Source organism: Amycolatopsis lurida, from assembly GCF_900105055.1.
GTDB classification, from domain to species: Bacteria; Actinomycetota; Actinomycetes; order Mycobacteriales; family Pseudonocardiaceae; genus Amycolatopsis; species Amycolatopsis lurida.
The window spans coordinates 1364155-1390480 of sequence record NZ_FNTA01000004.1 but is presented as its reverse complement, the minus strand read 5'-3'; the positions used below and the strand labels follow the sequence as shown (position 1 = coordinate 1390480).

Below are 26326 nucleotides of genomic sequence, written 5' to 3'. Positions count from 1 at the left end.
CGCCGCCTCCGCGACAAGTTGAATCGGCCATCCGGGGGTCCAGGCGAAAGGGACGGCGGTTCTCATGGCGGATGCGGGATCCAGTAGGCGCGAGTTCTTGAGGTGGCTCGCCGCCGGCGGGACCGGGATGGCGTTCGCCGGGCTGCTGCCCGGCACGGCCACCGCCGACATGGGCGAGATCGTCGTCATCGCCGACGTCACGCTGATCGACGGCACGGGTTCGGCTCCGCGACCCCGCGTTTCGGTGGTGCTCGCCGGTGACCGGATCGCCTGGGTGGGCGGCTCCGCCGAGATCCCGGATACCGGTGGCGCGCGGATGATCGACGGACGCGGCAAGTACCTCCTTCCGGGACTGTGGGACATGCACTCGCACGGCGCGGATCTCGAAGAGGTCGTCCCGCCCTCGCACCTGGTCCACGGTGTCACGGGCGTCCGCGAGATGTGGGGGTACGCGGAGAATCGCGCGACGAAGGACAAGGTCGAACGCGGTGAGCTGCTCGGCCCGCGCATGGTGCTGGCGAGTGGGATCGTCGACGGGCCGGTGACGCTTCTGTCGCCACCGGTGCTCCACGTGTCGACGGCGGCCGAAGCGCGAGCCGTCGTCCGCGCGGAGAAGGCCGCGGGCGCCGAATTCGTCAAGACGTACTCCTACCTCGGCCCCGACGCCCTGCGCGCGCTCGCGGACGAAACCCGCGCGCAGGGCCTCCGGTTCTCCGGGCACTGGCCGTACAAGGTGTCCCACCTCGAGGTGAGCGACCTCGGCCAGCACAGCCTCGAGCATTTCTTCGGGGTGTCCGTCCACTGCTCGTCCCGGCGCGACGAGATCCTCGACCTGTTGGCGGCGACGCCCTACGACCCCGAGGAGCCGCGTGCGTTCTTCGACCTGGCGCGGCGGCTGGAGTTCGAATCGGTCACCACGTACGACCGCGGCCGCGCGCAGTCCTACTTCGGCAGGCTGCGGCGCAACGGCACCTGGCATTCGCCGACGCTGACGATCAACCGGGTGGTCACGCAGCCCGCCGAAACCCACCAGCACGACCCGCGGCTGAAATACGTGCCCGCCGACATGCGCGAGAGCTGGGCCAAGGGCATCGAACGGCTGGCTCCCCGGACCCCGGCGGACATCGCCCTGCAGGAGCGCTACTACCAGGAGACGCTGCGGCTGGTCGGCGTCGCGCACGAAGCGGGCGTCGGGATCATCGGCGGCACCGACTGCCTCAACCCGTACGCCTTCCCCGGCAGCGGGCTTCACGAGGAACTCGCCTTCCTGGTCGAGGCCGGGCTTTCGCCGGTACAGGCGTTGAAGACCGTCACGGGTGACGCGGCGAGGTTCCTGGGCAGGGAAGCGACGTCGGGCACGGTGACGGTGGGGAAGGAGGCGGATCTCGTGCTCCTGGACGCGAACCCGGCGGCCGACATCCGCAACGTCGCGAAGATCGACACGGTGATCACCCGCGGCCGGGTCCTCGGCAGGGCGGAGCGCCGTCGGATGCTCGACGCCGTCGAGGCCGCCGCGAACCGGCCCGAGCCGGTCACGAGCGCCCGGCTCCACTCTCTCGCCCGGCGGGGTTGCTGCTGCTGACCGCGAACGGTCAGACGAGCGCGAGGGTGTCCAAAAGCGACACGGCGCGGGCGATGTCCTCGGTGAGCGGCCGGTCCTCGACGCTGGGGTCGAGTACCGCCGCGGCGGCCTCGTAGGCGTCCCGCGCCGGCAGGGAGACGAGCTCGGCCTTGCGCATCCGCAGTGCCCGGACGGCCGCGACCAGCTCGCACGCCAGCACCTGCTGGTACGCCGACCCGGCCGCGGTCGCCGCCCGCGCGGCCTGGGTGGAGAAGCTCGCGTGGTCTTCGATCCCGCGTGAGACGACGGCGGTGCCCAGCGTCGCCGGGAGCGCGGCCTGCCGCAGTTCGGTGAGCGCGTCGTGCGCGACGTACTCCAGGATCATCACGCCCGAGCTGCCCGACGGCCCGGCCGCGAGGAACGGCCGCAGCCCGGTGAACTCCGGCTCCACCAGATCACCCAGCCGGGCCACCGACAGTTCGGCGACCTGATGGACGGTGGCGCGCACCTGGTCGAGCGCGGTCGAGACGTACGCGGTGTGGAAGTGCGCGTGGTGGTAGGCGTCCTGGTGCACCGTCGAGATCATCGGGTTCTCGGTGCTGGCGTTGATCTCCACCGCGAGCACGTCGCGCAGGTAGTGGATCGCGTCCAGCGCCGGCCCCTGCACCTGCGGAAAAGCGCGCAACCCGAACGGATCCTGGATCCGCCTGCCGGGTTTGGGCGTGCTCTCCATCCCGAGCAGCCGCCGCATCTCCGCCGCGCACGCGACCTGCCCGGCGTGCGGACGCGCCTCGTGCACGGGAGTCGCGTACGCCTCCGGGTTTCCGTCGAGCGCGATGTAGGTCAGTGCCGCGACAGCGTGACTCGCCCGCGTCAGCGTGTCGAGCCGCATCGCCGCGAGGGTCGCTTCGGCCAGCGTCGCGGCGTTGCTGCTCATGAACGCGAGCGCGTCACCGGCCCGCACGGGCACCGGAGGCACACCGCCCGCCAGCCAGGGCCGTTCGCCGGTGAGGGCGAGCGCGGTCTCCGCGAGCGGCGCGAGGTCGCCGGTGCCGATCGCGCCCAGCCGGTGCACCAGCGGCAGCGCTCCGGTCCGCACGGCGGCGGCCAGCGCCCCGATCAGTTCGGGACTGAGTCCGGACCGCCCGGCCAGCAGCTGGTTGAGCCGGATCAGCATCATCGCCCTGGTCTGGCCGGGCGACATGACGTCACCGCTGCCGCCCGCGTGACTGCGCAGCAGCCGCTGCCCGTGATCCGGCGATTCGCCTTCGCCGACCGGGTCCTCCTTGTTGGCGCCGACGCCGGTGGTGCGGCCGTAGACGATGCGGCGCGTGCTCAGCTCTTCGGCGAGTTTCCACGCGCTTTCCGCGCCGCGCAGCGCGGCGATCGAAACGTCGATGCCCAGCGGACCCTCGGTGTTCGCGGCGGTCACGACGTCCGCGCAGCGCAGGGTCCGGCCGTCCACCCGGATCACGGCGGCCTCCTTTCACGACCGCCCCACTATGAACGCCCTCAGTCCGACGGCGGCTGCCAGGGCGGCCGGTTGCCCCAGTCCCATTTCGGCATGGGCTCGGGAACGGTGATTTCGCGACCCGGTTGCGAGAACATCACCGCGAGCCTGCTGCCCCATTCGACGTACGCGGCGAACGCGGAGCGGAACTCGGGATCGGCGGGCAGCCCGGCCTCGTCGGCGGCGTCGAAGAGCAGGTTCACCCAGCGGCGGCGCTGCTCTTCGGTGATGGCGCGGCCGAGGTGCCGCCCGACCATGTGCCGGTGGCCGCCGTGGTCGTGGCTGTAGGTCTCCGGGCCGCCGAAGACCTCGGCGAGCCAGACCGCGACGTGCTCGGGATGGCCGGGGTCCATGTCGCGGAAGACCGGTTCCAGCAACGGGTCCTTCAGCACGTGGCCGTAGAAGACGGTGGTCAGGCGTCGCAGGGCCGCCGGCCCGCCCGCCCATTCGTACAACGTCGGCGTCTCGGTCACGTAGGGTCCTCCCAGCGGCGCTGATCTTTTGGTCCGGCAAGGCAACCACCCCGGACCGCTCGGGACAACCGCTTACTTTTCGGTGCGTGCCAACGGGAGTGACGATGAAGCGGTACCGCTGCGCGGTCGAGCTCGCGGTCGACGTCATCGGCGGCAAGTGGAAGCCGGTGATCCTGTCGCACCTGAAGGAAGGGGTGCACCGGTACGGCGAGCTCCGTCGCCGGCTGCCGGGCGTCAGCGAGAAGATGCTGACCCAGCACCTGCGCGAGCTGGAGGCGGACGGCCTCGTGCTCCGGGAGAGCCGGGAGAGCCGGGAGGGGCGCGTGCCGCACGTCGAGTACCGGCTCACCGAGGAGGGGGAGCGGTTACGCCCCGCACTCGAAGCGCTCTACGACTGGGGGACGCGGCGCGCGGCGGACCGTGGCATCGCTTTCGAGCCGTTACCTATTCACTGACTGAGACCGTCGATCCCGGCCTGGCCGGAAGCCGCGAGGCCGGGAAAGGGTCGTGGTCTCGGTAAACGGTCCCGTGGACATATTCCCTTCGGAGAATGTTCGAAAATGTCCATCCGAAAGTCTTGGTCTGAACCATTGACGGAGTGGTCTAGTCCACTTAACTTGTGCGTGTCCCGCCGCAGTCCTCTCGTCACCGCTGGTAACCGTGAAGGGAGCACGCATGTCCCGTTCGAGCAGGTTCACCGCGATCGCGGGTGCCGTGGCCGTCGCGCTGGGCGCGCTGGCCGTCGCCGCACCGGCGCACCAGGCGGCAGCCGTACCGGAAGCACCGGAGGCCTCGGTCGGCAAGGTGCTCGGGTACTTCGCCGAATGGGGCGTCTACCAGCGCAACTACCATGTGAAGAACATCGACACGTCGGGCTCGGCGAGCAAGCTGACGCATATCAACTACTCGTTCGGCAACGTGACGAACGGCGGCTGCGCGATCGGTGACGCGGAGGCGGCGACCAGCAAGTTCTACGACGCCGCGGGCAGTGTGGACGGTGTCGCCGACAGCTGGGACAACGGTGCGCTGCGGGGGAACTTCAACCAGCTGAAGAAGCTCAAGGCCAAGTACCCGAACCTCAAGGTGCTGTGGTCCTTCGGCGGCTGGACCTGGTCCGGCGGTTTCGGCGAGGCGGCGAAGAACCCCGCCAAGTTCGCGGAGTCCTGCTACAACCTGGTCAACGACCCGCGCTGGGCCGGTGTCTTCGACGGCATCGACATCGACTGGGAGTACCCGAACGCCTGCGGTCTCTCGTGTGACACCAGCGGCCCGGCCGCGATCAAGAACCTCGCGCAGGCCCTGCGGGAGAAGTTCGGCTCGAAGCTGGTCACCGCCGCGATCACCGCGGACGGCACCGACGGCGGCAAGATCGACGCGGCCGACTACGGCGGCGCCTCGCAGTATTTCGACTGGTACAACGTCATGACCTACGACTACTTCGGTGCCTGGGCCGCGCAGGGCCCGACCGCCCCGCACTCGCCCCTGACCGGCTATGACGGCATCCCGACCGCCGGCTTCCACGCCGACGCCGCGATCCAGAAGCTGAAGAGCAAGGGCGTCCCGGCGAACAAACTGCTGCTGGGCATCGGTTTCTACGGCCGCGGCTGGACCGGCGTCACTCAGGAGGCCCCCGGTGGCACCGCGACCGGCCCGGCGGCGGGCACCGAGCCGGGCATCCAGGATTACAAGGTCCTGAAGAACACCTGCCCGGCCACCGGCACCGTCGCGGGCACCGCCTATGCGAAATGCGGCAGCGACTGGTGGAGCTACGACACCCCCGCGACCATCGGCGGCAAGGTCACCTATGCCAAGAACCAGGGGCTCGGCGGCGCCTTCTTCTGGGAGCTGTCCGGTGACACGACCGACGGCGAGCTGATCACCGCGCTGGCCAAGTAAGGCCTCGTCGACGGAAGCGCGTGAAGGCCCCCTTCACGCGCTTCCGTCGGTGGCGGGGATTACGGTCACCGCATGGGTTTCGAGGGTTTCGGCGAGTACGCCATCGACTTCTACGACGGTCTCGAGGCGGACAACTCCAAGTCCTATTGGGACGCGAACCTCGCCACCTACAAGGCCGACGTTCGCGCCCCGATGGAGGCGCTGCTCGCCGAACTCGTCCCGGAGTTCGGCGACGGCTTCGGCGAGGGGAAGGTGTTCCGCCCGTACCGCGACGTCCGGTTCGCCAAGGACAAGACGCCGTACAAGACCCACTGTGGCGCGGTGATCGAACAGGGCCGCGGCGGCGGCGCGTACTACGTCGAGGTCGGCCCGGCCGGGCTGCGGGTCGGCGGCGGCTGCTTCCACTTCGAGTCCGACCAGCTCGCCCGCTTCCGCAAGGCCGTCGACACCGAACTGCGAGGCGCCGAGCTGGCGAAGATCCTCGCGAAGCTGGAGAAGGCGGGCTGGGAGATCAAGGGGGACAGGCTCAAGTCGAAGCCGCGCGGCTTCGCCGAGGACCATCCCCGCATCGACCTGCTGAAGTACCGCTCCGTGTACGCCGTCCGCGGCTGGGAGCCGGACGACGTCCTGCACGAACGGGGCACGCTCGACCGGGTGCGGAAGGCTTGGCGCCAGGTCCGCGCGTTCAACGAGTGGGCGCGGGACCGGGTCGGACCGAGCGAGAAGCCGCGACGATAACCACCGAACCTTGATCGGCGGTTACCCCTCGCCCAGGTGAACTGACACTTTTCTTGAACTTTCGGTATCGGTACAGACGTATCCGCGATGAGGGACTACGCTGTGCGAACGTGAGCCGACGCGCGAAGATCGTTTGTACCCTTGGCCCCGCGACCGCTACGCCGGAGAAGATGCGGCAACTCGTCGACGCCGGGATGGACGTCGCGAGGATGAACTTCAGCCACGGGACGCACAGCGACCACAAGCAGGTCTACGACCTCATCCGCACCGCCGCCGCCGAATCGGGCCGCGCGGTGGGCATCCTCGCCGACCTCCAGGGGCCGAAGATCCGTCTCGGCACCTTCGCGGGCGGGCCGGTCGAGTGGCACAACGGCGACATCGTGCGCATCACCGTCGAGGACGTCGCGGGTACGCACGACCGCGTCTCGACCACCTACAAGGGACTCGCCGACGACGCGAAGCCCGGCGACCGTCTCCTCGTGGACGACGGCAAGGTCGGCCTCGTGGTCAAGCAGGTCGAGGGCCCGGACGTCGTCTGCGAGGTCACCGAAGGCGGCCCAGTCAGCAACAACAAGGGTGTCTCCCTGCCGGGTATGGACGTCTCCGTGCCGGCGCTGTCCGAAAAGGACATCGAAGACCTCGAGTTCGCGCTCGAACTCGGCGTGGACTTCATCGCGCTTTCGTTCGTCCGCTCGCCCGCCGACATCGACCTGGTCCACCAGGTGATGGACCGCGTCGGCAAGGGACGGCTCCCGGTCGTCGCGAAGATCGAGAAGCCCGAAGCGGTCTACAACCTCGAAGCCATCGTGCTGGCCTTCGACGCGGTGATGATCGCCCGCGGGGACCTCGGCGTGGAACTCCCGCTGGAGCAGGTCCCCCTGGTGCAGAAGCGCACCATCCAGATCGCCCGCGAGAACGCGAAGCCGGTCATCGTCGCGACGCAGATGCTCGAGTCGATGATCAACAGCTCCCGCCCGACCCGTGCCGAGGCCTCGGACGTCGCCAACGCGGTGCTCGACGGCGCGGACGCGCTCATGCTGTCGGGTGAGACCAGCGTCGGCCGCTACGCCATCGAGGTCGTCCAGACCATGGGCCGGATCATCGAAGCCGTCGAGACCGACTCGCCGGTCGTGCCGCCGCTGTCGCACGTCCCGCGCACCAAGCGCGGCGTCATCTCCTACGCGGCCCGGGACATCGGCGAGCGGCTCAACGCCAAGGCCCTGGTCGCCTTCACCCAGTCCGGTGACACCGTCCGCCGTCTCGCGCGGCTGCACACGCGGCTGCCGTTGCTGGCGTTCACGCCGGAGGAGAGCGTCCGCAGCCAGCTCGCGATGACCTGGGGCACCACGACGCGGATCGTGCCGAAGGTCGGCTCCACCGACCAGATGATCCAGCAGGTCGACCACGCGATGCTCGAGATGGGCAAGTACGCCAAGGGGGACCTGGTGGTCATCGTGGCCGGTTCCCCGCCCGGGACCGTCGGCTCGACCAACCTCATCCGGGTGCACCGCCTCGGCGAGGACGACCACGCCTGACGCCGGTCTCCGCGAAAGTCCGTGAAGGCCTCTTTCCCTACCGTCAGAGTAGGGAAGGAGGCCTTCACTACGTCTTGGCTCGAGGTGGTCGTGTGGGGCACGCGTGACTGGACGGACGACACACGTGACCGGATGGACGACACATGTGGTTAGGCGGACGACACGCGGTAGGGTCCCGGCCTTGCTCGTGTCGTCCGTCCAATCACGCGTGTCGTCCGCCGGATCACGCGTGTCGTCCAGGCAGTCACGCGAGATCGCCACTTTCGGCTCACCGGTAGCGTCCCAGGTGTCCTGAAGGTGGCCTTCGCGACAAACGTCCCGCCTCACCCGGGCCCGGGACACCCGCACGGCCTAAAGTCCATGACATGACTGAGATGGCCAGGGAAGCCGCGGCCGGTTTCGACAACGCCGGCGGGGTGGGCGGACAGCCCGTGCTCGACCGGCTGGTCGCGCTGCTGGACTTGGAGAAGATCGAGGAGAACATCTTCCGCGGCGTCTCGCCCGCCCATTCGCCGGTGCGGGTGTTCGGCGGACAGGTCGCGGGGCAGGCGCTGGTCGCCGCCGGCCGCACGGTCCCCGAGGAGCGGAAAGTCCACTCGCTGCACGCGTACTTCATCCGCGGCGGCGACCCGAGCGTCCCGATCGTCTACGAGGTCGACCGCATCCGTGACGGCCGCTCGTTCACCACCCGCCGCGTCGTGGGCATCCAGCACGGCAAGGCGATCTTCTCCCTGTCCGCCTCGTTCCAGAAGGACGAAGGCGGCATCGAACACTCCGAGACCATGCCGGACGTCCCCGATCCCGAGTCGCTCCCGACGCTGCAGGAGCGGGCCGAGGGGTACTTCATGGGCCATCTCGACCGGCCGCGCCCGATCGACCTGCGTTACGTCAACGATCCGCCGTGGGTGACCAGGAAGTCGGGCGACCGGCCGGCCAGGAACCAGGTCTGGATGCGGGCCGACGGCAAGCTCCCGGACCAGCAGTTGCTGCACGTCTGCGTGCTGACCTACGCCTCCGACATGACGCTCTTGGACTCGGTCCTCGCGCGCCACGGCGTCTACTGGGATCTCGACAAGGTGCTCGGCGCGAGCCTCGACCACGCGCTCTGGTTCCACCGCCCGTTCCGGGCCGACGAGTGGTTCCTCTACGACAGCGCCTCGCCGACCGCGTCGGGTGCCAGGGGGCTGGCGACCGGCCGGTTCTTCGCCGCGGACGGAACGCATATCGCCACCGTTGTCCAGGAAGGCCTTCTGCGAGTCGTGTGACGTTCCGCAGTCGAGATCCAGCCTTGTCCACCCTTTAGAGGGAATGACGAAACGCATTAACATCTGGAGCCAGAGCATTACGGAATGGGTGCGGGCATAAAGGGAGGGCCGGAACCGATCGGGGGACGGCTCCGGCCCTGCACCGGGGGTGAATCCGGCTTCGACGGGTATCCTTCCGAACGCCCATCGGTGCAGCTCGCGGCCCCGCGCCCGTGCCGCGAGCGGATCCGCTGCCGCCGGTGAAGGCGGGCGTTCCGCGTTGCACAATGCTCAACCTACAACGGCAATCTGCAAATTGCAGGATGAAAATCGACGCGTGGGTGAAAATGGTCGTGTGACCATCTCACCCAATGTGTCTCGGGCTGGTTAGATGTGCTTCGTACGGGGCATAGAACACTGTTCTCTTCGCCGCGTCGCGATCGTTGATGCTCGGACAGCTTGTGGAGGTGCCGTGATGACGAGGGGTCAGGGACCCACCGTGCGCCGCCGGCGGCTGGCGAGCGAGTTGAGGCGGTTGCGCGAGGCGGCCGACCTCACGATCGACGAGGTGAGCGAGAAGCTCGAATGCTCGGCGTCGAAGGTCAGCCGAATCGAGACGGGGCACGTCGGCGTCACCCCGCGTGACGCGCGCGACATGCTCGAGCTGTACGGCATCGCGGGCGACGAGCAGGAAGCGCTCGTCCAGCTGGCCAGGGAAGCCCGCAAACGCGGCTGGTGGCACGCGTACAACGAGGTCTTCACCGGCACCTTCGTCGGGTTGGAGGCGGACGCGAGTTCGCTGCGGGCCTTCCAGGCGCTCCTGGTGCCCGGCCTGTTGCAGACCGAGCGGTACGCCAGGGCCGTGATCAGGGCGATGCGGCCCGACGCCGAGGACGCCGAGATCAGGCGCCGGGTGGCGGCGAGGATGGCGCGGCAGGAACTGCTGACCGACCCCTCGCCCCCGGAGTACTGGGCGGTCATCGACGAAGCGGTCCTGCATCGCGTGGTCGACGGCCCCGAGGTCATGGCGGAGCAGCTGTACCGGATGGTCACGATGGCGGCGCAGCCGAACGTGACCGTCCAGGTCGTGCCGTTCGGCGCGGGGGCCCATCCCGGGATGGAGGGTCCGTTCCTCATCATGGGCTTCCCCGAACTGGCCGACACCGACGTGGTCTACGTCGACAGCACCTCCAGCGGGCTCTACCTGGAGGAACCCCCGGACGTCCGGCGATACGCGTTGATGTTCGACCATCTGCGTGCCGCCGCGTTGAAGCCGGACGACTCGGTCGAGGTGATCGCCGAGGCCGCCGGAAGGTTCGCCGAACAGGCGGCCCTTCCGGAGAAGTCCCTGGAAACAAGTAAGGAGTGGGGAGCATGACGCCCAACGATGATCTTTCCCAGGCCCGGTGGTTCAAGAGCAGCCACAGCGGTGGCGGCAACGACTGTGTCGAGGTCGCCTTCACCGGTTCCGGTGCCGCGCTGCGGGATTCCAAGGATCCCGAGGGAGGTGCCTTCCGCCTCTCGCCGCAGGCTTGGCGCGGGCTGCTCGGCGCCGTGCGCGCGAGTGGCCCCGCTCACGACCAGAGCCGCTGAACTCGACCCCTTACGCCCCCCGAGCAGGGGATGGGCCGGCGTAAGGGGTCGAATCACGTCCGGGTGTAGGTGATCACCCGATGCCGCGAGGCACCCCTCAGGACGAATCTCATCACTACCAACAAGGCAGTGAGTTCCTAAGGGGAAAAGATGAACACGAACGACGCCCTCCTCACCGGCGTACTGGCCGAGGTCGAGTATCGGCGCGAAGAGCTGCAGCGAGCGGGCCGCAGCGTATGGGTCGACCGGGCCCGCCGGGCGGGCAAGCGGATCCGCGCGCAGCGTGCCGAAGTCCGGGTGCCCGCCCAGGAGCGCCGAGAGGTGCGGCAGACGCCCGCCCGCAGCGGCGACGTCACCCGGTAGAGGTCGAGTGCGATGAAGCTCTCGGCGAAAACACAGGCGAAGTTGTCGGCCCGGTAGGCAAGAATGCACCTCGTGCCCCGTCTTGGCTCCGGAATCCCGATCGTCGCCCGCACTCAGGAGATGCGGCAGCTCCGCGCCGCCTTCGCCCGTGCAGAACGGGGCGAGGCCGGCGCGGTGCTGCTCTCCGGTGACGCCGGCGTCGGCAAGACCCGCCTCCTGACCGCGCTCGGCGAGTACGCCGCGGGCGCGGGCGCCCTGGTGCTCACCGGGCGCTGTATCGACGTCCATGAGGGCGGTCTTCCTTATCTTCCGTTCGCCGAGGCGCTGGCGCCGCTGGCGACGACGTCCGATCCCGCGGTCACCGCCGCGGTCCGGGCCCGGCCGGCGCTGGGCAGGCTGCTCCCGCAGATGCAGCAGGCGGAGGACTACCCCGCCATCGAAGACGGTCAGCTCACCGCGAGCGAACGGGTGTCGACGCAACGGCTCGGTCCCGAACAGGACCTCGGCCAGCTCCAGCTGTTCGACGCGGTACTGGGGGTGCTGACCGTCATCGCGCAGCGCCGGCCGGTGGTGATCCTGCTGGAGGACCTGCACTGGGCCGACGGCTCCACCCGGAACCTGCTGTCCTTCCTGCTGACGAGGCTGCGCACCCAGCGGCTGCTGGTGGTGGCGAGCTATCGCGAGGAGGACGTCCACCGGCGGCATCCGCTCCGGGCGGTGTTGTCCGAGGTGGTGCGGCTGGGCGCGGTCGAACGCGTCGAGGTCAAGCCGTTCGGCGCCGAAGACGCGCGCGCGTTCGTCGAGGCGCTGGCCGACGAGCCGATCGGCCAGGACCTGATCGCCGACATCGTCTCCCGGTCCGAGGGCAATCCCTTCTTCGTCGAGGAGCTGCTCGCGTCCGCGAAGGACTGCCGCGAGCTCCCCGCCGGGCTGGCCGAAGTGCTGCTCGCCAGGGTGGAGCAGCTCTCCCAGATCACGCGCCGGGTGCTGCGCGTGGTCTCGGTCGCGAAGGACGCGGTGGCGCACGCCGCGCTCGCCGAGATCTCCGGGCTGGACGAGCTCGAACTCGACGAGGCGCTGCGCGAGGCCGTGCAGCATCACGTACTGGTGATCGAGAACGGTTTCTACACCTTCCGCCACGCGCTGCTGCAGGAAGCGGTCTACGGCGACCTGCTGCCGGGGGAGCGGGTGCGCATGCACGCGGCGTACGCGGCCCGCATCCGCGACAGGGCACAGGGCCGCGGCCAGGACGCGCGGCTCGCGCACCACAGCATGGAGAGCAAGGACTTCGTCACCGCGCTGGCGGCGTTGCTGCGCGCGATGGACGAGGCGGAGAAGCTGGGCGCGCCCGGTTCCGCGCTGCGGCACGTCGAGCAGGCACTGTCCATTTGGGACGCCGTACCCGAGGCGGACCGGCCGTCGGACGTCGACGAGCTCCGCCTCCTGCACGAGGCGTCGTATTTCGCGAGCACGTCGGGGGAGCCGGAGCGCGCGGTCGCCTATTCGCGGTCCGCGACCGAGGCACTCGGCCCGGACACCGGCAACGAGCGGGCCGCCAAGGTCTGGCGGCGGCACGCGGAGGCGCTGCTTTCGGTCGACGGCACGATCGACGAGGTCGTCGAGGCGATCGACAAGGCCTGGAAGCTGGTCGAGCACACCGAGGCGAGTGCCGCGCGGGCCTGGGTGCTCGCCACCCGAGCCGGGATCCTGCGGCTGATCGACCGGCACGACGAGGCGCTGCAGTGCGCGCTGGCCGCGGTCGCCGACGCCAGGGCCGTCGGTGCGGGCGGGGCGGAGGCGGCGGCGCTGGTCTCGCTGGGCACGCTGGCCGATTCGGCGGGTGACGTCGAGGAGGCGCGGGAGCGGCTGCGCGAAGCCGAGCGGAAGGCCAGGGAATCCGGCGCGCTCAACGGCGAGCTACGGGCTCTGCACTTCCTCGGGCTGAGCTACGACGACAGGGCCGAGATCCATTCCGCGCTGAAGTACTACGCCAAGGGCATCAAGCGGGCCAAGGAGACCGGCCTGACCTGGAGCTCGTTCGGCATCGAGCTGCGGACCAAGCACCTCACGCTGCGGTACGTCAGCGGGGATTGGCCGGAGGACGACGACGCCGGCCGCGCTGGCCGCGGTGTTTCGAGTGTCGTCGCGGGGCGGTTCCTGAGCATCTGGGCGCAGTTCGTCGTCGGCAGGGGCCGGTTCGCGGACGCGGACAAGATCCTGCCCAGCCTGCGGCAGCACTGGATCGCGGACTACTCGATCGCGCTCGCGTCGGCCGACGCCGCGATCCAGCTCGCGTCGTGGCGAGGGGACCACGCGGGCGCGGTGCGCCAGGCGCACGAGCTGATCGACTGGCTCGAAGAGGTCGAACCCGCCGTGCTCGGCGGGATCCGGATCAGCGTGCACGGTCTCACCGCGGCCGTCGCCCAGGCCGCCGAAGCACGGGTACGCGGTGACCTGGCGACGGTCGAGGCCGCGGTGGAATCGGGCGAGAAGTTCCTCGCCCACGGCCGCCACTGCGCCGAACACGGCATCCCGCGTTCGGTGTCGCTGGGTCCGGAAGCGCTGGCGTGGCTCGCCCGGCTGGAGGCGCTCGGCAGCTGCCTTCGTGGCGCGGGGGATCCGGCGCTGTGGGCGAAGGCGGTCGAGGCGTTCGGGTACGGCGCGGTGTACGAGCAGGCCATGTGCCGCCTCCAGCACGCGAAATCCCTGCTGGCTTCGGACGGTGACACCGCCCTCGCCGCGTCGGAGCTGCTGGCCGCGCACGCGGTGGCCGACCGGCTGGGCGCCTGCCCGCTGCGCGAAGCCGTCCGGGAGCTCAGCCACCGGGCGCGTGTCGAGCTTCCCGGGGAGGCAGTGGCGCCGCGGCGTGACGTCGTGGATCCGCTGACCGATCGGGAGCGCGACGTGCTGGAACGCGTCGCGCTGGGCCGGACCAACCGGCAGGTCGGCGAAGAGCTGTACATCAGCGAGAAGACGGTGAGCGTCCACCTTTCGCGCGTGATGGCGAAACTCGGCGCGAGCCGCCGGGCCGAGGCGGTCGCGATCGCCTACGACCGGGGCCTGCTGGCCGCGCCCACCTCTTCCTGACCGCGATTCGTCATCTGGTTGCGATCCTTTCGCGGCAACGATCGCAACCAGATGACGAATTGCGGAGGTGGTCAGCGGCGCGGGAGGCGGCGGAGCGCCTTGAGGCCCGCGCTCAGGCCCCGGGCCCAGAGCTTCGGCGGGATTCCGCGGCCGGGGCGCAGCGGCATCCCGCGCTGCACCGCGATCGCCTGGGCCTCGGTGTACTTGAGCAGACCTTCGGAGCCGTTGCGCCGCCCGACGCCGGACTCCTTCATCCCGCCCATCGGCAGCCCCACGGTCCCGAAGGTCGCCGCGAAGCCTTCGTTGACGTTGACGGTCCCGGCCTTCAGCCGCGCCGCGACCTCCCAGCCCGCCCGGCCGTTGCGCGACCATACGCTCGCGTTCAGCCCGAACTTCGTGTCGTTGGCGCGCTCGATCGCGTCGGTGACGTCGGTGTAGCCGTAGATCGACACGACCGGCCCGAAGGTCTCCTCGGCGAACAGCTTGACGTCTTCGGTGACGTCGGTGAGCACGGTCGGCTCGTAGAACAGCGGGCCGAGATCGGGCCGGGCCTTGCCGCCGGTGAGCACCTTCGCGCCCTTCGAGCGAGCGTCCTCGACGTGGGCCGACACGGTCTCCAGCTGGGCCTCGGAGGTGAGGGATCCCATCTGCGCCTGGTAGTCCAGGGCGCCGCCGAGCCGCAGCGCGGCGGTCTTGGCGACGAAGGCGCGAGTGAACTCCTCGCGGATCGACTCGTGGACGTAGATGCGCTCGACCGAGACGCACAGCTGCCCGGCGGAGGAGAAGCACGCGGTCACCGCGCCGGTCGCGGTCTTGGCGATGTCCGCGTCGGGCAGCACGATCATCGGGTTCTTGCCGCCGAGTTCGAGTGAGTAGCTCGTCAGCCGCTCCGCCACCTTCGCGGCGAGACCCTTGCCTGTGGGCGTGGAGCCGGTGAAGCAGAGATAGTCCGACTCCTCGACGAGCGCGTCGCCGATCTGCGAGCCGCGGCCGAGCACGATCTGCCAGATACCGGCGGGCAGCCCGGCCTCCTCGGCGACTTCCTGCAGCCACAGCGCCGAGAGCGCGGTCTGGTTGTCCGGCTTCTGCACGACGGCGTTCCCCGCCGCGAGCGCGGGGAGGACGTCCATCGCGGTCAGCGCGAGCGGGTAGTTCCACGGTGAGATGATCCCGACGACCCCCTTGGGGTGCCGGATCTCGCCGACCTTCGTCAGCACCGGGATCAGCCCGGCGGCGCGACGCGGGGAGAGGATCTTCGCGCTGTGCTTGCCGTAGTAGGCGGCGACGAGGGCGGTCGCGCTGACCTCGTCGAAGGCGTCCATCCGCGCCTTCCCCGCCTCGATCTGCACGAGGTCGAGCGCCTCTTCCTGCCGCTTCAGTACCAGGTCGTGCAGGCGGATCAGGATGCGCTGGCGTTCTTCGACCGGCCGCTCGGCCCACGCGCGCTGAGCCTCGCGCGCCTGGTCGAACACGGCGCGGACGTCGGCGTCGGTGGCTTGGGGCAGCGTCGCGATCGGCTGCCCGGTGAAGGGCGCGCGCATCTGGACCGGCGCCGAATCCGCCCCGCCCACGACCCGCCGCACGAGCCGTTCCGCCCTGGCCGCGGCCGGGGCGCCGGGAACGTCGCCGATGGTGGCGGGCCCTTCGGTGTGGTGGCCCGCGCTCGCCGGTGTCGTGCTCGTCATGCCGTCTCCGTTCCATGCCGCGCGGAGCCGGAAGGCGCCACGCAGAGCCCAGGTGTTACCGACGAGTACAGCATACCGCCGGTATGGAGACTGTCCACCGCTGATATGAATCAGTTTCACATATTGTCGGGCCGGGGCGGATTGTCCGGGGACGGACGCAGGATGTCCTGCTGCTGCAACGCGGATCCCGCGGGTGGTGTCGGAGGCGACGGCGGCTCGTAGGCCTGCGGATACTGCTGCTGAGGGACACCGGGAGCGTAAGGGCTGTAGGAGGCCGGGTAAGGGGCCTGAGGGGGTGGCGCCGGTTCACGCCGGTTGGCCACGACCGCCAGTCCGATCGTGAGCAACGCCACGAGCCCGCCCGCGAGCAGGATCCAGAATCCGCTCCCGGTCCCATAACGCGAGACGAACCGGCCGGTGTCCTGCCCGAAACTCAGGCTCGCCGAGATGTCCATGCCGAGCATCCAGACGCAGGCCGCGGTCCCCGCCCCGCCCGCGATGAGCAGCGTCCTCGACGTCGTCGCGGCGGGTGAACCCGAATTGCGCTGATACGCGGCGAAACCCACCGCGGCCCCGGCGAACAGCGTCAGCGCGGCGGCGGACAGCGGGATGCCGTAGCGGGCGACATGCGTCTTGTCGTAGAACTCCTTCTCCTCCGCCGACGGTTCGATGTCGAAGGTCCGCGTCCAGCCGGTCTCGGCGAATTTCGACACCGTCTTGCCGTCGGAGATCTGCTCGTACGTCGACTGCGGGAGAAAAGTCGCGATGAGGACCAGCAGGCCGGCGAAAACCCCCATCATCGCGGCGAAAAGGCGAGGGAGCCGCACGTCGGACGGCGGGCGCGGGGCGGCGGCGGGCGGTATTGCGCCGAACGGGCCAGTCGGTTGGTACGGCTGCTGCTGCGGCGCGCTCATGGTCGACTCCTCCGCCGGTTCCGTTGTCCAGCAAGGAATTCCACCACGGATCGACCGATGGGATAAGTGTCAGCTGTGCTCTGGTCAAGGGCTTTCGCGCGTGCTACGCGGAGCTGTCCTCGTACAACATCACCGCGACGCGCTTCCACTCGTCGAGCAATTGCCGCCGTCGCTTCGGATCGCCACCGAGCTCGGCGTCCAGTGCCAGCCCGCGGGTGAGGTTCACGGTCAGCCAGAAGAGGATCTCCGCGCGTTCCTTCGGCAGATCCCCGGCGACCGCGGTGATGTGCTCCAGTGTCGAGCGGCCCAGCGCCCGGTCGACCGGGCGGATCGCCGCGCGGAGTTCGGGGTCGGTGCGGGCCGCGACCCACAGTTCGGTGGCGGCCGTGGACAGCGTGCCCGAGTAGCCCTCCCACAGCAGGTCGATCGCCGCCGCGACCCCTGAGGCGCCACCGGGAAGCGCCGTGATCGACGCCGCGAGGCGCCCGCGCAGCTTCTCCGTCAGATGCTCGACGGCGGCCGCCATGAGCTCGGCCTTCGCGGAGAAGTGGTGCTGTACGGCGCCCTTCGAGACGCCGGCGCGGGCGCAGATCTCCTGGACCGAGGTGCGCGCGTAGCCGAGGTCGACCAGGCAGTCGATGGTCGCGTCGAGCAGCGCGGTGCGGGTCTGCTCGCGCCGCTCGGCCTGGGTGCGGTGGGTCCTGCCGAGCACACTCACCGGATCCTGCCCCCTTTACGTGCAGCTCGGTACGGATGTACATTCCGGATGGAACTTACATCCTAAGCGTCATGTTTTCCAGGTCCGATCAGGAGGCGTTGGCCGTGCCCTTGCAGATCCAGAAGAGTTCGTGGAGCACGACGGAGCTCGAAGACCTCCGGGACCTCGCCCGGACCTTCTGCCAGAAGGAACTCGTGCCGAACCAGGAACGCTGGGCGGCCGAGAAGAAGGTCGACCGCGAGCTGTGGACGAAGGCGGGCGGGGTCGGCCTGCTGGCCCTGTCCATCCCGGAGGAGTACGGCGGTGGCGGCGGCACGTTCGCCCACGAGGCCGTGCTCTACGAGGAGCAGGCCCGCTCCGGTGACAGTGCCTGGGGCGTCACCGTCCACAATGGAATCGTCGCGCACTACATCCTCGAGTACGCGAACGAAGAGCAGAAGAGGGCCTGGCTGCCGAAGTTCGCCTCCGGCGAGATGGTCGGCGCGGTCGCGATGACCGAGCCCGGCACCGGTTCCGACCTGCAGAACATCAAGACCCGCGCGGTGCGCGACGGTGACCACTACGTGATCAACGGCGCGAAGACGTTCATCACCAACGGTTTCCACGCCGATCTCGTCGTGGTCGCGGTGAAGACCGACCCCGACGCCGGCGCGCAGGGTGTCTCGCTGATCGCCGTCGAGACCGACACGCCGGGCTTCAGCCGCGGCCGCGTCCTCGACAAGATCGGCCTCAAGGGGCAGGACACCGCGGAGCTGAACTTCGACGACGTCCGCGTCCCCGCCGCCAACCTCCTCGGCGCTCAGGAAGGCCTCGGCTTCATCCAGCTGATGCAGCAGCTTCCGCAGGAACGGCTGATCATCGCCGTCACCGCGGTCGCCGGGATGGAGGCCGCGATCGACCAGACCATCGCCTACACCAAGGACCGCCAGGCGTTCGGCCGCCCGGTCTACAACTTCCAGAACACGAAGTTCAAGCTCGCCGAGGCGGCGACCGAGGCCGCGGTGTCCCGCGCGTTCCTCGACCAGTGCATCGAGCGGCATCTGCGCAAGGAACTCGACGTTCAGGGCGCGGCGATGGCGAAGCTGTGGACCACCGAACGGGTCAACAAGGTGGTCGACGACTGCCTGCAGCTCTTCGGTGGCTACGGCTACATGACCGAGTACCCGATCGCGCGCGCGTGGGCCGACATCCGGATCTCACGCATCTTCGGCGGTACCAGCGAGATCATGAAGGAAATCATCTCCCGCACGCTGTAGCGGAACCGTTGGCGCAGAAAGGAAAGACGTGGCGAAAAAGGCCGGCCCGCTAAGCGGGCTCAAGGTCGTCGAACTGGCCGGGCTCGCCCCGGCGCCGTTCGCCTGCACGATTCTCGCCGATCTCGGCGCGGAGGTCGTCCGGATCGACCGGGCGACCCCCGGCAACGACGTCATCGGGTTCCCGAACGATCCGCTCGCCCGCGGCAGGCGATCGATCGGGATCAACACCAAGACTCCCGAGGGCGTCGAACTGGTGCTGAAACTCGCCGACGACGCCGACGTGCTCATCGAGGGTTTCCGCCCCGGCGTCGCCGAGCGGATGGGCATCGGCCCGGAGCAGGTCCACGCCCGCAATCCGCGGCTGGTCTACGGGCGGATGACCGGCTACGGCCAGGACGGCCCGCTGGCGACCGTCGCCGGGCACGACATCAACTACATCGGCATCTCCGGCGCGCTCGAACCCATCGGGCACGCCGGGCAGCGGCCGGTGGTACCGCTCAACCTCGTCGGCGACTTCGGCGGCGGTGGCCTGCTGCTCGCGATGGGCGTGCTGGCGGCGCTGTTCGAACGCCAGACGTCCGGCAAGGGGCAGGTGGTCGACGCGTCCATGGTGGACGGTGCGGCACTGCTGACCACCAGCCTGCACGGGCTGCTGGATTCCGGGCTGTGGTCCGGTGGGCGCGGCGAGAACATGCTCGACGGCGGCGCGCCGTTCTACGACACCTACGAGACCGCCGACGGCAAATACGTCGCCATCGGCGCGATCGAGATGCGGTTCTGGGGCGACCTGGTGAAGGTGCTCGGCCTCGACCCCGAGGAGACCCCGGTCCACGTCGACAAGAACGAGTGGCCGAAGCTGCGCAAGATCGTCGCCGAAGCCGTCGCGAAGCACACCCGCGACGAGCTGGTCGCGAAGGCCGAAGGCACCGACGCGTGCTTGACGGCGGTGCTCTCCCCGAAGGAGGCGCCGTCGCATCCGCACAACGTCGCGCGCAAGACCTTCGTCGACGTCGGTGGCATGATGCAGCCCGCGCCCGCGCCGCGCTTCGACCGCACCCCGGCCGAGACGCCGGAACCACCGCGGCCCAAGGGCGGCGACACCGCCGAAGTCCTCGCCGAACTCGGCGTGGACGCCGACGGGATCGAACGGCTCCGGGCCGCCGGGACGATCGCCTAAAGGTGTTCCGGGTCGGGGCCCAGGTCGGACCGCACCACCGAATAGAGGATGTGGTCGCGCCAGGCCCCGTCCCGGAACCCGTAGCCGCGCAGCACCCCCTCCCGGGTGAAGCCCGCCTTCGTCAGGGAGCGCTGTTCGGCGATGTTGCCCGCCTCCGTCGACGCCTCGACCCGGTTCATCTGCGTATGCGCGAAGAGGTAGCGGACCAGCAACCGCTGGGCCTCGGTCCCGTAGCCGTGGCCGCGTGCCTCGGGGATGAGCACGAGCCCGGCGTTCCAGCAGTACGACGTCGAGCCGGTCCTGGTCTTGTGCCAGGACACGAAACCGAGCCGCTGCCCGTCGAGTTCGATCATCAGCATCCCGTTGTCCGCCGCGAGCATGCCGGTCTCGGTCCAGCGGCGGCGCAGGAAGTGCGGGTCGTGCCAGCCGTGCCACTCGAACGTACCCGCGGCCCGCGGATCGTTCGTCAGTGCTTCGAGCATCGGCAGGTCGTCTTCGTACACCGGTCTGAGCGCGACTCCGGTTTCTGTCATTCGACAGAGATTAACTGCGCGGGCCCTCGAAACTGCCGTGACGCCCCGCGCCGTCGCTGAACCGGCTCGCGCCCGCGACGGCCTCCTCGGCGAGCCCGCCGCTGATCAACGCGTTCGAGAACTCGGCGCGCATCGCCTCGGCTTCGGTGAGCCCGTACTGGCCGTACGCGGATTTGCGATCCGCACGCAGACACGCCTGGGGGAACGCGGCCAGTTCGCGCGCCAGCGCTTGCGCGGCAGCCAACGCCTCGCCGTCCGGCACGACCCGGTTCGCAAGCCCGATCGCGAGCGCCTCGTCGGCCTCGACCGGCCTGCCGGTGAGGATCAGGTCCATCGCCCGCGAATGCCCGATCAGCCGGGGGAGGCGCACCGTGCCGCCGTCGATCAGCGGCACCCCCCAGCGGCGGCAGAACACGCCGAACACGGCCGTGGTGTCGGCGACGCGCAGGTCGCACCACAGCGCCAGCTCCAGGCCGCCCGCGACGGCGTGCCCGCGGACCGCGGCGATCACCGGCTTCGACAGGACCATGCGCGAAGGGCCCATCGGCCCGTCGCCCGCCGGGCTGAGCGAGTTGGTGCGGCCGGTGCCGACGGCCTTCAGATCGGCTCCGGCGCAGAAGGCGTCACCCGAACCGGTGAGGACGGCGACCGCAGCCTCTTCGTCGGAGTCGAACGCGCGGAACGCGTCCGCCAGGGCGTTCGCGGTCGGTCCGTCCACGGCGTTGCGCGACTCGGGGCGGTTCAGCGTGATCGTCGTCACCGGCCCGTCCCGGTGGACGAGAACGTTTTCGCTCATCGATCGCTCCCTCGAGGAAATCCGGGTGGGCAACAGGGCCCGATGCTCCTTAAAGTGGTGACAAAGTCCGCAGTGCGCGCGGAGTCATCGTCTGGACACTACGGTGTGATGGGATGGAGCCATGTCGCCCGGCTTGAAGAAATTCGTTGTGATCGCCGTCGTCGCGCTCGTGCTCTTCTTTCTGATCAGCAGGCCGACGCAATCCGCCGACGCCGTCCACACCGCGCTCGGCTGGCTCCGGTCCGGTGCCGAAGCCATCGTGACGTTCGTCCGCAGCCTCTTCTCCTGATCCTTCGCGACGATCACCGGTGCCCTGGTGGCGCCGGTGATCACCGTGCGCAGCCACCAGCGGTTATCACGCAGAGTCACTCGCTTCGGATTTCGGTCGAATGACTCGACCATCCGGGTGGATTGCCCCCGAAAACCCGCTGGTCGACGAATTCGTGCCCGGGAAGCTCTGGCGGAAGAGACCTCCGCGCCCCTACGGTGCTCACATTGCGTGATCGGTTGGTCCTCCAGGCGCCGGAGCCGGCCTCCTGGGCGAGGAGTTTCCGCAGGTGCAAGCCGCAGGGCAGCGGAACTTCCAGCCGGGCAAGTAAGTCAGGACTTGTCAGTCGGGGAATCATGAGGAGGCAGGGATGACCGGAGATCCCGGAGTCGATGCGTTGATCCGGCAGTGGGCCGCCGAGCGCGAGCAGACCCCCGAGGAGCAGGAGGCCGACCGCATCGCGTCGGCGTGGCTGGCCGATGTGCCGCGACAGGCTCCCGGAATCCCCGGCCAGCGTCAGCAGTCCGGTCAGGCGCGCTGGGCGCCGGTCGAGGCCGCCGACCCCGGCTACCTCGACGCGATGCGCCGCCGTCTCCCGGAGGTCCCGCAGGACCTGCTCGTCGCGGCCGCCGGCTGGTGGCAGATGGTCGGCGGCGTCGCCGAGGCCGAAGCCTGGTGGGACGCCGGCATCAGCCCGCTCGACCAGCGTGCGCTCGACTACCGCGCGGCCGGGCTCGCCCCGTCCGACCTGAGCCGCCGTCTCGGCCCGATGACCGTTTTGCAGCACCTCCGCCGCGGCAGCGCTCCGGCCTGGTGCGTGGCGCGGCTGGCGAGGCAGCAGAAGTCCGCCTGATGAGAACTTCTCGCACGCGCGGGTGAACCGGCGTGGCAAGGGCGATTCCGGCGACCGCGTAACGCTAACCTGCGCGGGCTCGTTGTTCGAGCATCGGTCGTGATCGCCGCCCACGCTGGAGGACTCGCTTCGTGCGCACCACCCCGGAAAACGACGAGCTCGTCGCCGACCCGGCCACGCCCGCTCCGCCACGCCGCGGGGTGGGCGCCGCCGTATTCGGCAGGCTGGCGATCGTGCTGGCCGTGCTCGCCCTCGCCGCGGGCGGGATCTGGCTGGTGACCAAGGCGTCCGCCCCGGTCGCGAGCCCCACGACGATGGAGATCCCCGCGCTGCAGGTCAAGGCGGCGGACGTCAAACCCGGTTCGGTCGCCCCGGTCAACGCCACCCTCGCGGGCGGCGCCACCCAGCAGACCGTGCCGCAGCAAGCGCAACCGAAGCCGGGCAAGGATCCGCTGACCGCCTGGACCGAGCGGGCGGCGCAGGCCACCGGCATCCCGGCCAGGGCGCTGCTCGCCTACGGCAACGCCGAGCTGGCGATGCGCCAGATGCAGCCGAACTGCAAGATCTCTTGGGCGACCCTGGCCGGCATCGGCCGGATCGAATCGAACCACGGCCAGTACGGCGGCGCCGTCCTCGGCCAGGACGGGCGGCCGTCGAAGCCGATCATCGGCGTCCCGCTCGACGGATCGCCCGGCGTGAAGGCGATCGGCGACACCGACGGCGGCCAGTTCGACGGCGACACGGCTGTCGACCGCGCGGTCGGCCCCATGCAGTTCATCCCCAGCACCTGGCGCCGGTACGCCGCCGACGGCAACCGCGACGGCCTCGGCGACCCGCAGCAGATCGACGACGCGACACTGGCGGCGGCGCGGTACCTGTGCGTGAACAACCGCGACATGTCGGCCGCTTCGGGGTGGTGGCAGGGCATCCTGTCGTACAACAACTCGACCGAGTACGCGCAGAAGGTCTTCGGGCTGGCGGACGACTACGCGAAGGCCGTCGCCGCCGCCTCGTGAGTGGTAAAGACGGTTCTAACCGTCCTTACCACTCACGACGTCGGAGGTAGGACCAAGGTCCCGAGCGCCCAGGTCGGCGATGTTTCGCCCCGCGCCCAGTGCTAGCGTCGATATGTGCCCGCTTCGTCCGTCACCCTGCGCCGTCTCGGCATCGCCGGCGTCTGCCTGGTGAGCTTGGCGCTGTGCTGCGGGCTCGCGTGGTGGCAGTGGGAGCGGTTCTCCTCGGCCAGCGGGACGTTCCAGAACCTCGGCTACGTCCTGCAGTGGCCGCTGTTCGGGCTGTTCCCCGCCTTCATGTTCTGGCGGATCCGCAAGCTCCGCCGTCAAGCCGCCGAGGTCGACGCCCAGGAAACGGTGGCCGAGACCACCGTCCCGGAGGTGCCCGCGCCCCGGCAGCGGCGCGCCCCGGCGCCGTCGCCCGCCGAGGACGACGAGCTCGCCGCGTACAACAGGTACCTGCGCGAGCTCAACGCCCGCGACCAGTAGTCCCCAGAGAGGTTCGAGACCCTATGACCACCCGAACTGACGACGCCGCCCCGGCCCGCCCGGTCTCGTTGGGCGGACCGCTGATCCGGTTCCGCGTCGCGGCGTACGCCACCGGTGTGGCCCTGCTCGGGCTGGTCGTCGAAATGCTGCTGCAGTACGTCTTCCGCGTGGAGCTCCCCCAGTTCGTGAAGATGATCCCCATGGTCCACGGCGGGCTCTACCTGATCTATCTGCTGCTCGCGGTCGACCTCGCGATCAAGGCCCGCTGGTCGATGAAGGGCACGCTCCTCGTGCTGATCGCCGGCTGCATCCCGTTCTTCTCGTTCGTGATGGAGCGCAAGGTCACGCACAAGGTCCAGGCGGGCGTCAAGCTCTAAGCCCGGCGCCGGAAGGTCAGCGCCACCAGAAAGGACACCGCCGTCACCACGGCCGCGGCGGTGAAGGCCGCGGTCATCCCGGTGACCGTGGTCTCCGCCGGGCCTCCCGGCGGGGGCCGCGTCGCCGCGCCGAACACGGTGATCAGGATCGCCAGCCCCAGTGTCGCCCCGACCTGCTGCAACGTCTGCAGCGCGCCGCCCGCGGCACCCGCGTCGTCGGTGGGCACCGTCGCCATGATGATCACGCTGAGCGGCGAGAACGCCAGGCCCGCGCCCACGCCCATCAGCAGCATCGGCCCGAGCAGATGCGAGAAGTAGCCGCTGTCCGTGGTGAGCGTGGTCAGCCAGACGACTCCGCCGGTCATCAGCGCGGTCCCGGTCAGCGCGAGCGGTTTCGGCCCGAACCGGGGGAGCAGCTTCGGGATCAGCCTGCTCAGCAGGAACATGCAGACCGCCATCGGCAGGAACGCGAAGCCGGTCTCCAGTGCGGCGAAACCCGCGATGTCCTGCAGAAACTGGGTCAGGAAGAAGAACATGCTCATCATCGCCATCGGCCCGAGGAAGAAGTTGACGTAGGCCGCGGCGCGGTCGCGTTCGGCGAACAGGCGCAGGGGGATCAGCGGTTCGCGCACCCTCGTCTCGATGAGGAGGAACGCGGCCAGCGATGCCAGCCCGGCGGCGAGGCTGCCGAGGGTGATCGTGTCGCCCCAGCCGTGCGACGCGGCGTGGGTGAAGGCGAACACGAGCGAGCCGACGCCGAGGGTGCCGGTGAACGCGCCAGGAAGGTCCAGCCGGGCGCGCCGCCGGGGCGGATCGGCCACGTACCGGGAAGTGAGCAGCACGATCGCGAGCCCGAACGGGACGTTGATGTACAGCGCCGCGCGCCAGGAGATCCATTCGGTCAGCAGCCCGCCGAGCAGCAGGCCGATCGCGAAACCGCTGCTGGACATCGCCGAGAACAACGCCAGCGCGCGTACTCGCGCCTTGGCCTCGGTGAACGTGCTGGTGATCAGCGCGAGCGTGCTCGGCCCGGCGAGCGCGGCGCCGACGCCCTGCGCGACCCGGGCGGCGATCAGCAGTTCCGCGGAACCGGCGAGGCCGCCGAGCAGGGAGGCGGCGGTGAACACGGCCGTGCCGACGACGAACGTCCGGCGGCGGCCGAACAGGTCACCCGCCCGGCCGCCGAGGAGCAACAGGCCGCCGAAGACCAGGCTGTACGCCGTCATCACCCAGGAGAGGCCAGTGTCGGTGAAGCCGAGTTCGGACTGGATGCGGGGGAGCGCGACGTTCATCACCGTCGCGTCGAGGATGAGCATGAGCTGGCAGGTCAGGATGATCGGGAGGACCAGCCGGTGCGGTGGTGGCAGGGCCCCGGCCGTTTCGGGCCTAGGCTCGGCACGCAGGGTTCGCTCGGTCAAGGAATACTCCGAAGACGTAACGAGATGAAGCGGAGAGACTCTCCACTTGAGGTCGTGAGCGATGATATGGAGACAGTCTCCGCTTACGCAAGTGAATTCGGAGAACGTCTCCGTTTTCGTCGCCCGAGGAGGTGCAGATGGTCACGGCCGATCCGGCCCGCCCCATGCGCGCGGACGCGCGGCGCAACTACGAGCGCATCGTGGCCGTGGCGAAGGAGGCGTTCACCGCCGACGGCGTGGACGTGCCCGCCGACGACATCGCCAAACGCGCCGGCGTCGGCGCGGGCACGTTGTACCGGCACTTCCCGACGCGCGACAAACTGATCGAGGCCGTCTACCGCGACGAGATCGACGGGCTGGCGCAGCAGGCGTACGACCTGCTCGACGAATCGCCGCCGGGCGAGGCACTCGAGACGTGGCTGGCCACGCACGTCATCTACGTGGTCGAGAAGCACGGGCTCGCGATGACGCTGAAGGCGTCCGTCGACGCCGGCTCCGAGGTCTTCGGCTGGTGCCAGTCACGCCTGCGGGCCGCGGCCGACACGATCGTGAAGGCGGCTCAGGACGAGGGCGTGCTCCGGCCCGACGTCGCGGGCGTCGACATCCTGCGGCTCGGCCACGGGCTGGGCTCGGCCGCGAGCAAGGCTTCGGAGGAGGACACGAAGCGGCTTCTCACGATCGTGCTGGACGGCCTCCGGATGCGATGAAGGGTCCTTGCGAATTGTGCAAGGACCCTTCATCGCGCGCGTCGGGAGGTGCCGCGCGTTGGGCGGCCGGCTGGATCGCAGCCCGCGCGCCGGCGACCAACGTCGGTGTTGCAGAAGCCACT

General features: G+C 69.7%; 26 protein-coding genes. 18 read left to right on the top strand and 8 right to left on the bottom strand.

The genetic code is table 11. From position 1 onward, the window contains the following. The first annotated feature begins 97 nt into the window (after positions 1 to 97). On the top strand, positions 98 to 1582 hold the full coding sequence (locus tag BLW75_RS11640; protein ID WP_244175784.1) for an amidohydrolase family protein: 1485 nt from the start codon (positions 98 to 100) through the stop codon (positions 1580 to 1582). Between the two features lie 10 nt (positions 1583 to 1592). Here BLW75_RS11640 and BLW75_RS11635 read toward each other — a convergent pair whose 3' ends face one another. Both BLW75_RS11635 and BLW75_RS11630 read right to left on the bottom strand, forming a co-directional pair. Then, the gene (locus tag BLW75_RS11635) at positions 1593 to 3035 is read right to left on the bottom strand and encodes an aromatic amino acid ammonia-lyase (RefSeq protein WP_034322508.1); all 1443 of its coding nucleotides are present in this window, start codon (positions 3033 to 3035) and stop codon (positions 1593 to 1595) included. A 38-nt stretch (positions 3036 to 3073) separates the two neighbouring features. Further along, entirely contained in the window at positions 3074 to 3544 is a 471-nt protein-coding gene (locus BLW75_RS11630) for a group II truncated hemoglobin (protein WP_091597329.1), read from the bottom strand. 104 nt (positions 3545 to 3648) lie between these two features. On the opposite strand from BLW75_RS11630, the gene BLW75_RS11625 reads away from it, so the two are divergent. The 9 genes from BLW75_RS11625 (at position 3649) to BLW75_RS11585 (ending at position 14000) form a co-directional block, all read left to right on the top strand. After that, entirely contained in the window at positions 3649 to 3999 is a 351-nt protein-coding gene (locus BLW75_RS11625; protein WP_034322505.1) for a winged helix-turn-helix transcriptional regulator, read from the top strand. Between the two features lie 220 nt (positions 4000 to 4219). Beyond that, on the top strand, positions 4220 to 5440 hold the full coding sequence (locus BLW75_RS11620; RefSeq protein ID WP_034322502.1) for a glycoside hydrolase family 18 protein: 1221 nt from the start codon (positions 4220 to 4222) through the stop codon (positions 5438 to 5440). A 72-nt stretch (positions 5441 to 5512) separates the two neighbouring features. Further along, positions 5513 to 6178: a DUF2461 domain-containing protein gene (locus BLW75_RS11615; protein ID WP_034322499.1), complete on the top strand. Its 666-nt coding sequence runs from the start codon at positions 5513 to 5515 to the stop codon at positions 6176 to 6178. Positions 6179 to 6288: 110 nt separating this feature from the next. Then, positions 6289 to 7713 (top strand): pyruvate kinase, encoded by a 1425-nt coding sequence (gene pyk / locus BLW75_RS11610; protein WP_034322494.1) that lies wholly within the window; start codon positions 6289 to 6291, stop codon positions 7711 to 7713. Between the two features lie 365 nt (positions 7714 to 8078). Further along, positions 8079 to 8978 carry an acyl-CoA thioesterase II gene (gene tesB, locus BLW75_RS11605; RefSeq protein WP_034322491.1) on the top strand — a complete coding sequence of 300 codons (900 nt, stop codon included), beginning with the start codon at positions 8079 to 8081 and terminating at the stop codon, positions 8976 to 8978. A gap of 454 nt (positions 8979 to 9432) precedes the next feature. Then, positions 9433 to 10335: a helix-turn-helix domain-containing protein gene (locus BLW75_RS11600; RefSeq protein ID WP_034322486.1), complete on the top strand. Its 903-nt coding sequence runs from the start codon at positions 9433 to 9435 to the stop codon at positions 10333 to 10335. Next, a complete protein-coding gene (locus BLW75_RS11595; RefSeq protein ID WP_034322483.1) occupies positions 10332 to 10550 on the top strand; it encodes a DUF397 domain-containing protein in 219 nt (72 codons plus the stop codon). The genes BLW75_RS11600 and BLW75_RS11595 overlap by 4 nt, the downstream gene beginning before the upstream one ends. Positions 10551 to 10700: 150 nt before the next feature. After that, positions 10701 to 10913 carry a hypothetical protein gene (locus tag BLW75_RS11590; RefSeq protein WP_034322481.1) on the top strand — a complete coding sequence of 71 codons (213 nt, stop codon included), beginning with the start codon at positions 10701 to 10703 and terminating at the stop codon, positions 10911 to 10913. Positions 10914 to 10976: 63 nt separating this feature from the next. After that, positions 10977 to 14000: a helix-turn-helix transcriptional regulator gene (locus BLW75_RS11585; RefSeq protein ID WP_034322478.1), complete on the top strand. Its 3024-nt coding sequence runs from the start codon at positions 10977 to 10979 to the stop codon at positions 13998 to 14000. A gap of 71 nt (positions 14001 to 14071) precedes the next feature. On the opposite strand, the gene BLW75_RS11580 is transcribed toward BLW75_RS11585, so the two are convergent. From BLW75_RS11580 to BLW75_RS11570, 3 genes are all read right to left on the bottom strand, one after another. Next, positions 14072 to 15685: a succinic semialdehyde dehydrogenase gene (locus BLW75_RS11580; protein WP_034322476.1), complete on the bottom strand. Its 1614-nt coding sequence runs from the start codon at positions 15683 to 15685 to the stop codon at positions 14072 to 14074. A 116-nt stretch (positions 15686 to 15801) separates the two neighbouring features. Further along, entirely contained in the window at positions 15802 to 16599 is a 798-nt protein-coding gene (locus tag BLW75_RS11575; protein ID WP_034322473.1) for a hypothetical protein, read from the bottom strand. A 103-nt stretch (positions 16600 to 16702) separates the two neighbouring features. Continuing rightward, the gene (locus BLW75_RS11570; protein ID WP_091599714.1) at positions 16703 to 17311 is read right to left on the bottom strand and encodes a TetR/AcrR family transcriptional regulator; all 609 of its coding nucleotides are present in this window, start codon (positions 17309 to 17311) and stop codon (positions 16703 to 16705) included. 110 nt (positions 17312 to 17421) lie between these two features. On the opposite strand from BLW75_RS11570, the gene BLW75_RS11565 reads away from it, so the two are divergent. After that, on the top strand, positions 17422 to 18573 hold the full coding sequence (locus BLW75_RS11565; protein WP_034322569.1) for an acyl-CoA dehydrogenase family protein: 1152 nt from the start codon (positions 17422 to 17424) through the stop codon (positions 18571 to 18573). Between the two features lie 28 nt (positions 18574 to 18601). Then, positions 18602 to 19750, top strand: a complete 1149-nt coding sequence (locus tag BLW75_RS11560; RefSeq protein ID WP_034322467.1) for a CaiB/BaiF CoA transferase family protein — start codon at positions 18602 to 18604, stop codon at positions 19748 to 19750. On the opposite strand, the gene BLW75_RS11555 is transcribed toward BLW75_RS11560, so the two are convergent. Both BLW75_RS11555 and BLW75_RS11550 read right to left on the bottom strand, forming a co-directional pair. Beyond that, the gene (locus BLW75_RS11555) at positions 19747 to 20283 is read right to left on the bottom strand and encodes a GNAT family N-acetyltransferase (protein WP_034322464.1); all 537 of its coding nucleotides are present in this window, start codon (positions 20281 to 20283) and stop codon (positions 19747 to 19749) included. The genes BLW75_RS11560 and BLW75_RS11555 overlap by 4 nt on opposite strands. Positions 20284 to 20293: 10 nt before the next feature. Further along, complete coding sequence (locus tag BLW75_RS11550) at positions 20294 to 21079, bottom strand: crotonase/enoyl-CoA hydratase family protein (protein ID WP_034322461.1); 786 nt, start codon at positions 21077 to 21079, stop codon at positions 20294 to 20296. 133 nt (positions 21080 to 21212) lie between these two features. Between BLW75_RS11550 and BLW75_RS42780 the strand changes: the two genes are divergently transcribed. From BLW75_RS42780 to BLW75_RS11530, 5 genes are all read left to right on the top strand, one after another. Next, positions 21213 to 21368 carry a hypothetical protein gene (locus BLW75_RS42780; protein WP_162182762.1) on the top strand — a complete coding sequence of 52 codons (156 nt, stop codon included), beginning with the start codon at positions 21213 to 21215 and terminating at the stop codon, positions 21366 to 21368. Between the two features lie 349 nt (positions 21369 to 21717). Next, positions 21718 to 22200, top strand: coding sequence for a hypothetical protein (locus BLW75_RS11545; protein WP_007033703.1), 483 nt, complete (start codon positions 21718 to 21720; stop codon positions 22198 to 22200). Positions 22201 to 22331: 131 nt separating this feature from the next. Next, a complete protein-coding gene (locus tag BLW75_RS11540) occupies positions 22332 to 23216 on the top strand; it encodes a lytic transglycosylase domain-containing protein (protein WP_034322459.1) in 885 nt (294 codons plus the stop codon). 114 nt (positions 23217 to 23330) lie between these two features. Then, positions 23331 to 23702: a hypothetical protein gene (locus BLW75_RS11535; RefSeq protein WP_034322456.1), complete on the top strand. Its 372-nt coding sequence runs from the start codon at positions 23331 to 23333 to the stop codon at positions 23700 to 23702. 23 nt (positions 23703 to 23725) lie between these two features. Beyond that, positions 23726 to 24079 (top strand): DUF3817 domain-containing protein, encoded by a 354-nt coding sequence (locus tag BLW75_RS11530; RefSeq protein WP_034322453.1) that lies wholly within the window; start codon positions 23726 to 23728, stop codon positions 24077 to 24079. On the opposite strand, the gene BLW75_RS11525 is transcribed toward BLW75_RS11530, so the two are convergent. Further along, a complete protein-coding gene (locus BLW75_RS11525; protein WP_034322450.1) occupies positions 24076 to 25497 on the bottom strand; it encodes an MFS transporter in 1422 nt (473 codons plus the stop codon). The two genes, BLW75_RS11530 and BLW75_RS11525, sit on opposite strands and share 4 nt — an antisense overlap. A 137-nt stretch (positions 25498 to 25634) precedes the next feature. Between BLW75_RS11525 and BLW75_RS11520 the strand changes: the two genes are divergently transcribed. Further along, positions 25635 to 26204 carry a TetR/AcrR family transcriptional regulator gene (locus tag BLW75_RS11520; protein ID WP_034322448.1) on the top strand — a complete coding sequence of 190 codons (570 nt, stop codon included), beginning with the start codon at positions 25635 to 25637 and terminating at the stop codon, positions 26202 to 26204. The last annotated feature ends 122 nt before the right edge of the window (positions 26205 to 26326 follow it).

What these genes read in the sequence shown, in the direction of transcription:
- BLW75_RS11625 (WP_034322505.1), top strand. Translation starts at nt 3,649, where the DNA reads ATGAAGCGGTACCGCTGCGCGGTCGAGCTCGCGGTCGACGTCATCGGC.
- BLW75_RS11620 (WP_034322502.1), top strand. Translation starts at nt 4,220, where the DNA reads ATGTCCCGTTCGAGCAGGTTCACCGCGATCGCGGGTGCCGTGGCCGTC.
- BLW75_RS11615 (WP_034322499.1), top strand. Translation starts at nt 5,513, where the DNA reads ATGGGTTTCGAGGGTTTCGGCGAGTACGCCATCGACTTCTACGACGGT.
- tesB (WP_034322491.1), top strand. Translation starts at nt 8,079, where the DNA reads ATGACTGAGATGGCCAGGGAAGCCGCGGCCGGTTTCGACAACGCCGGC.
- BLW75_RS11600 (WP_034322486.1), top strand. Translation starts at nt 9,433, where the DNA reads ATGACGAGGGGTCAGGGACCCACCGTGCGCCGCCGGCGGCTGGCGAGC.
- BLW75_RS11595 (WP_034322483.1), top strand. Translation starts at nt 10,332, where the DNA reads ATGACGCCCAACGATGATCTTTCCCAGGCCCGGTGGTTCAAGAGCAGC.
- BLW75_RS11590 (WP_034322481.1), top strand. Translation starts at nt 10,701, where the DNA reads ATGAACACGAACGACGCCCTCCTCACCGGCGTACTGGCCGAGGTCGAG.
- BLW75_RS11585 (WP_034322478.1), top strand. Translation starts at nt 10,977, where the DNA reads ATGCACCTCGTGCCCCGTCTTGGCTCCGGAATCCCGATCGTCGCCCGC.
- BLW75_RS11580 (WP_034322476.1), bottom strand. Translation starts at nt 15,685, where the DNA reads ATGACGAGCACGACACCGGCGAGCGCGGGCCACCACACCGAAGGGCCC.
- BLW75_RS11575 (WP_034322473.1), bottom strand. Translation starts at nt 16,599, where the DNA reads ATGAGCGCGCCGCAGCAGCAGCCGTACCAACCGACTGGCCCGTTCGGC.
- BLW75_RS11555 (WP_034322464.1), bottom strand. Translation starts at nt 20,283, where the DNA reads ATGACAGAAACCGGAGTCGCGCTCAGACCGGTGTACGAAGACGACCTG.
- BLW75_RS11550 (WP_034322461.1), bottom strand. Translation starts at nt 21,079, where the DNA reads ATGAGCGAAAACGTTCTCGTCCACCGGGACGGGCCGGTGACGACGATC.
- BLW75_RS11545 (WP_007033703.1), top strand. Translation starts at nt 21,718, where the DNA reads ATGACCGGAGATCCCGGAGTCGATGCGTTGATCCGGCAGTGGGCCGCC.
- BLW75_RS11530 (WP_034322453.1), top strand. Translation starts at nt 23,726, where the DNA reads ATGACCACCCGAACTGACGACGCCGCCCCGGCCCGCCCGGTCTCGTTG.
- BLW75_RS11520 (WP_034322448.1), top strand. Translation starts at nt 25,635, where the DNA reads ATGGTCACGGCCGATCCGGCCCGCCCCATGCGCGCGGACGCGCGGCGC.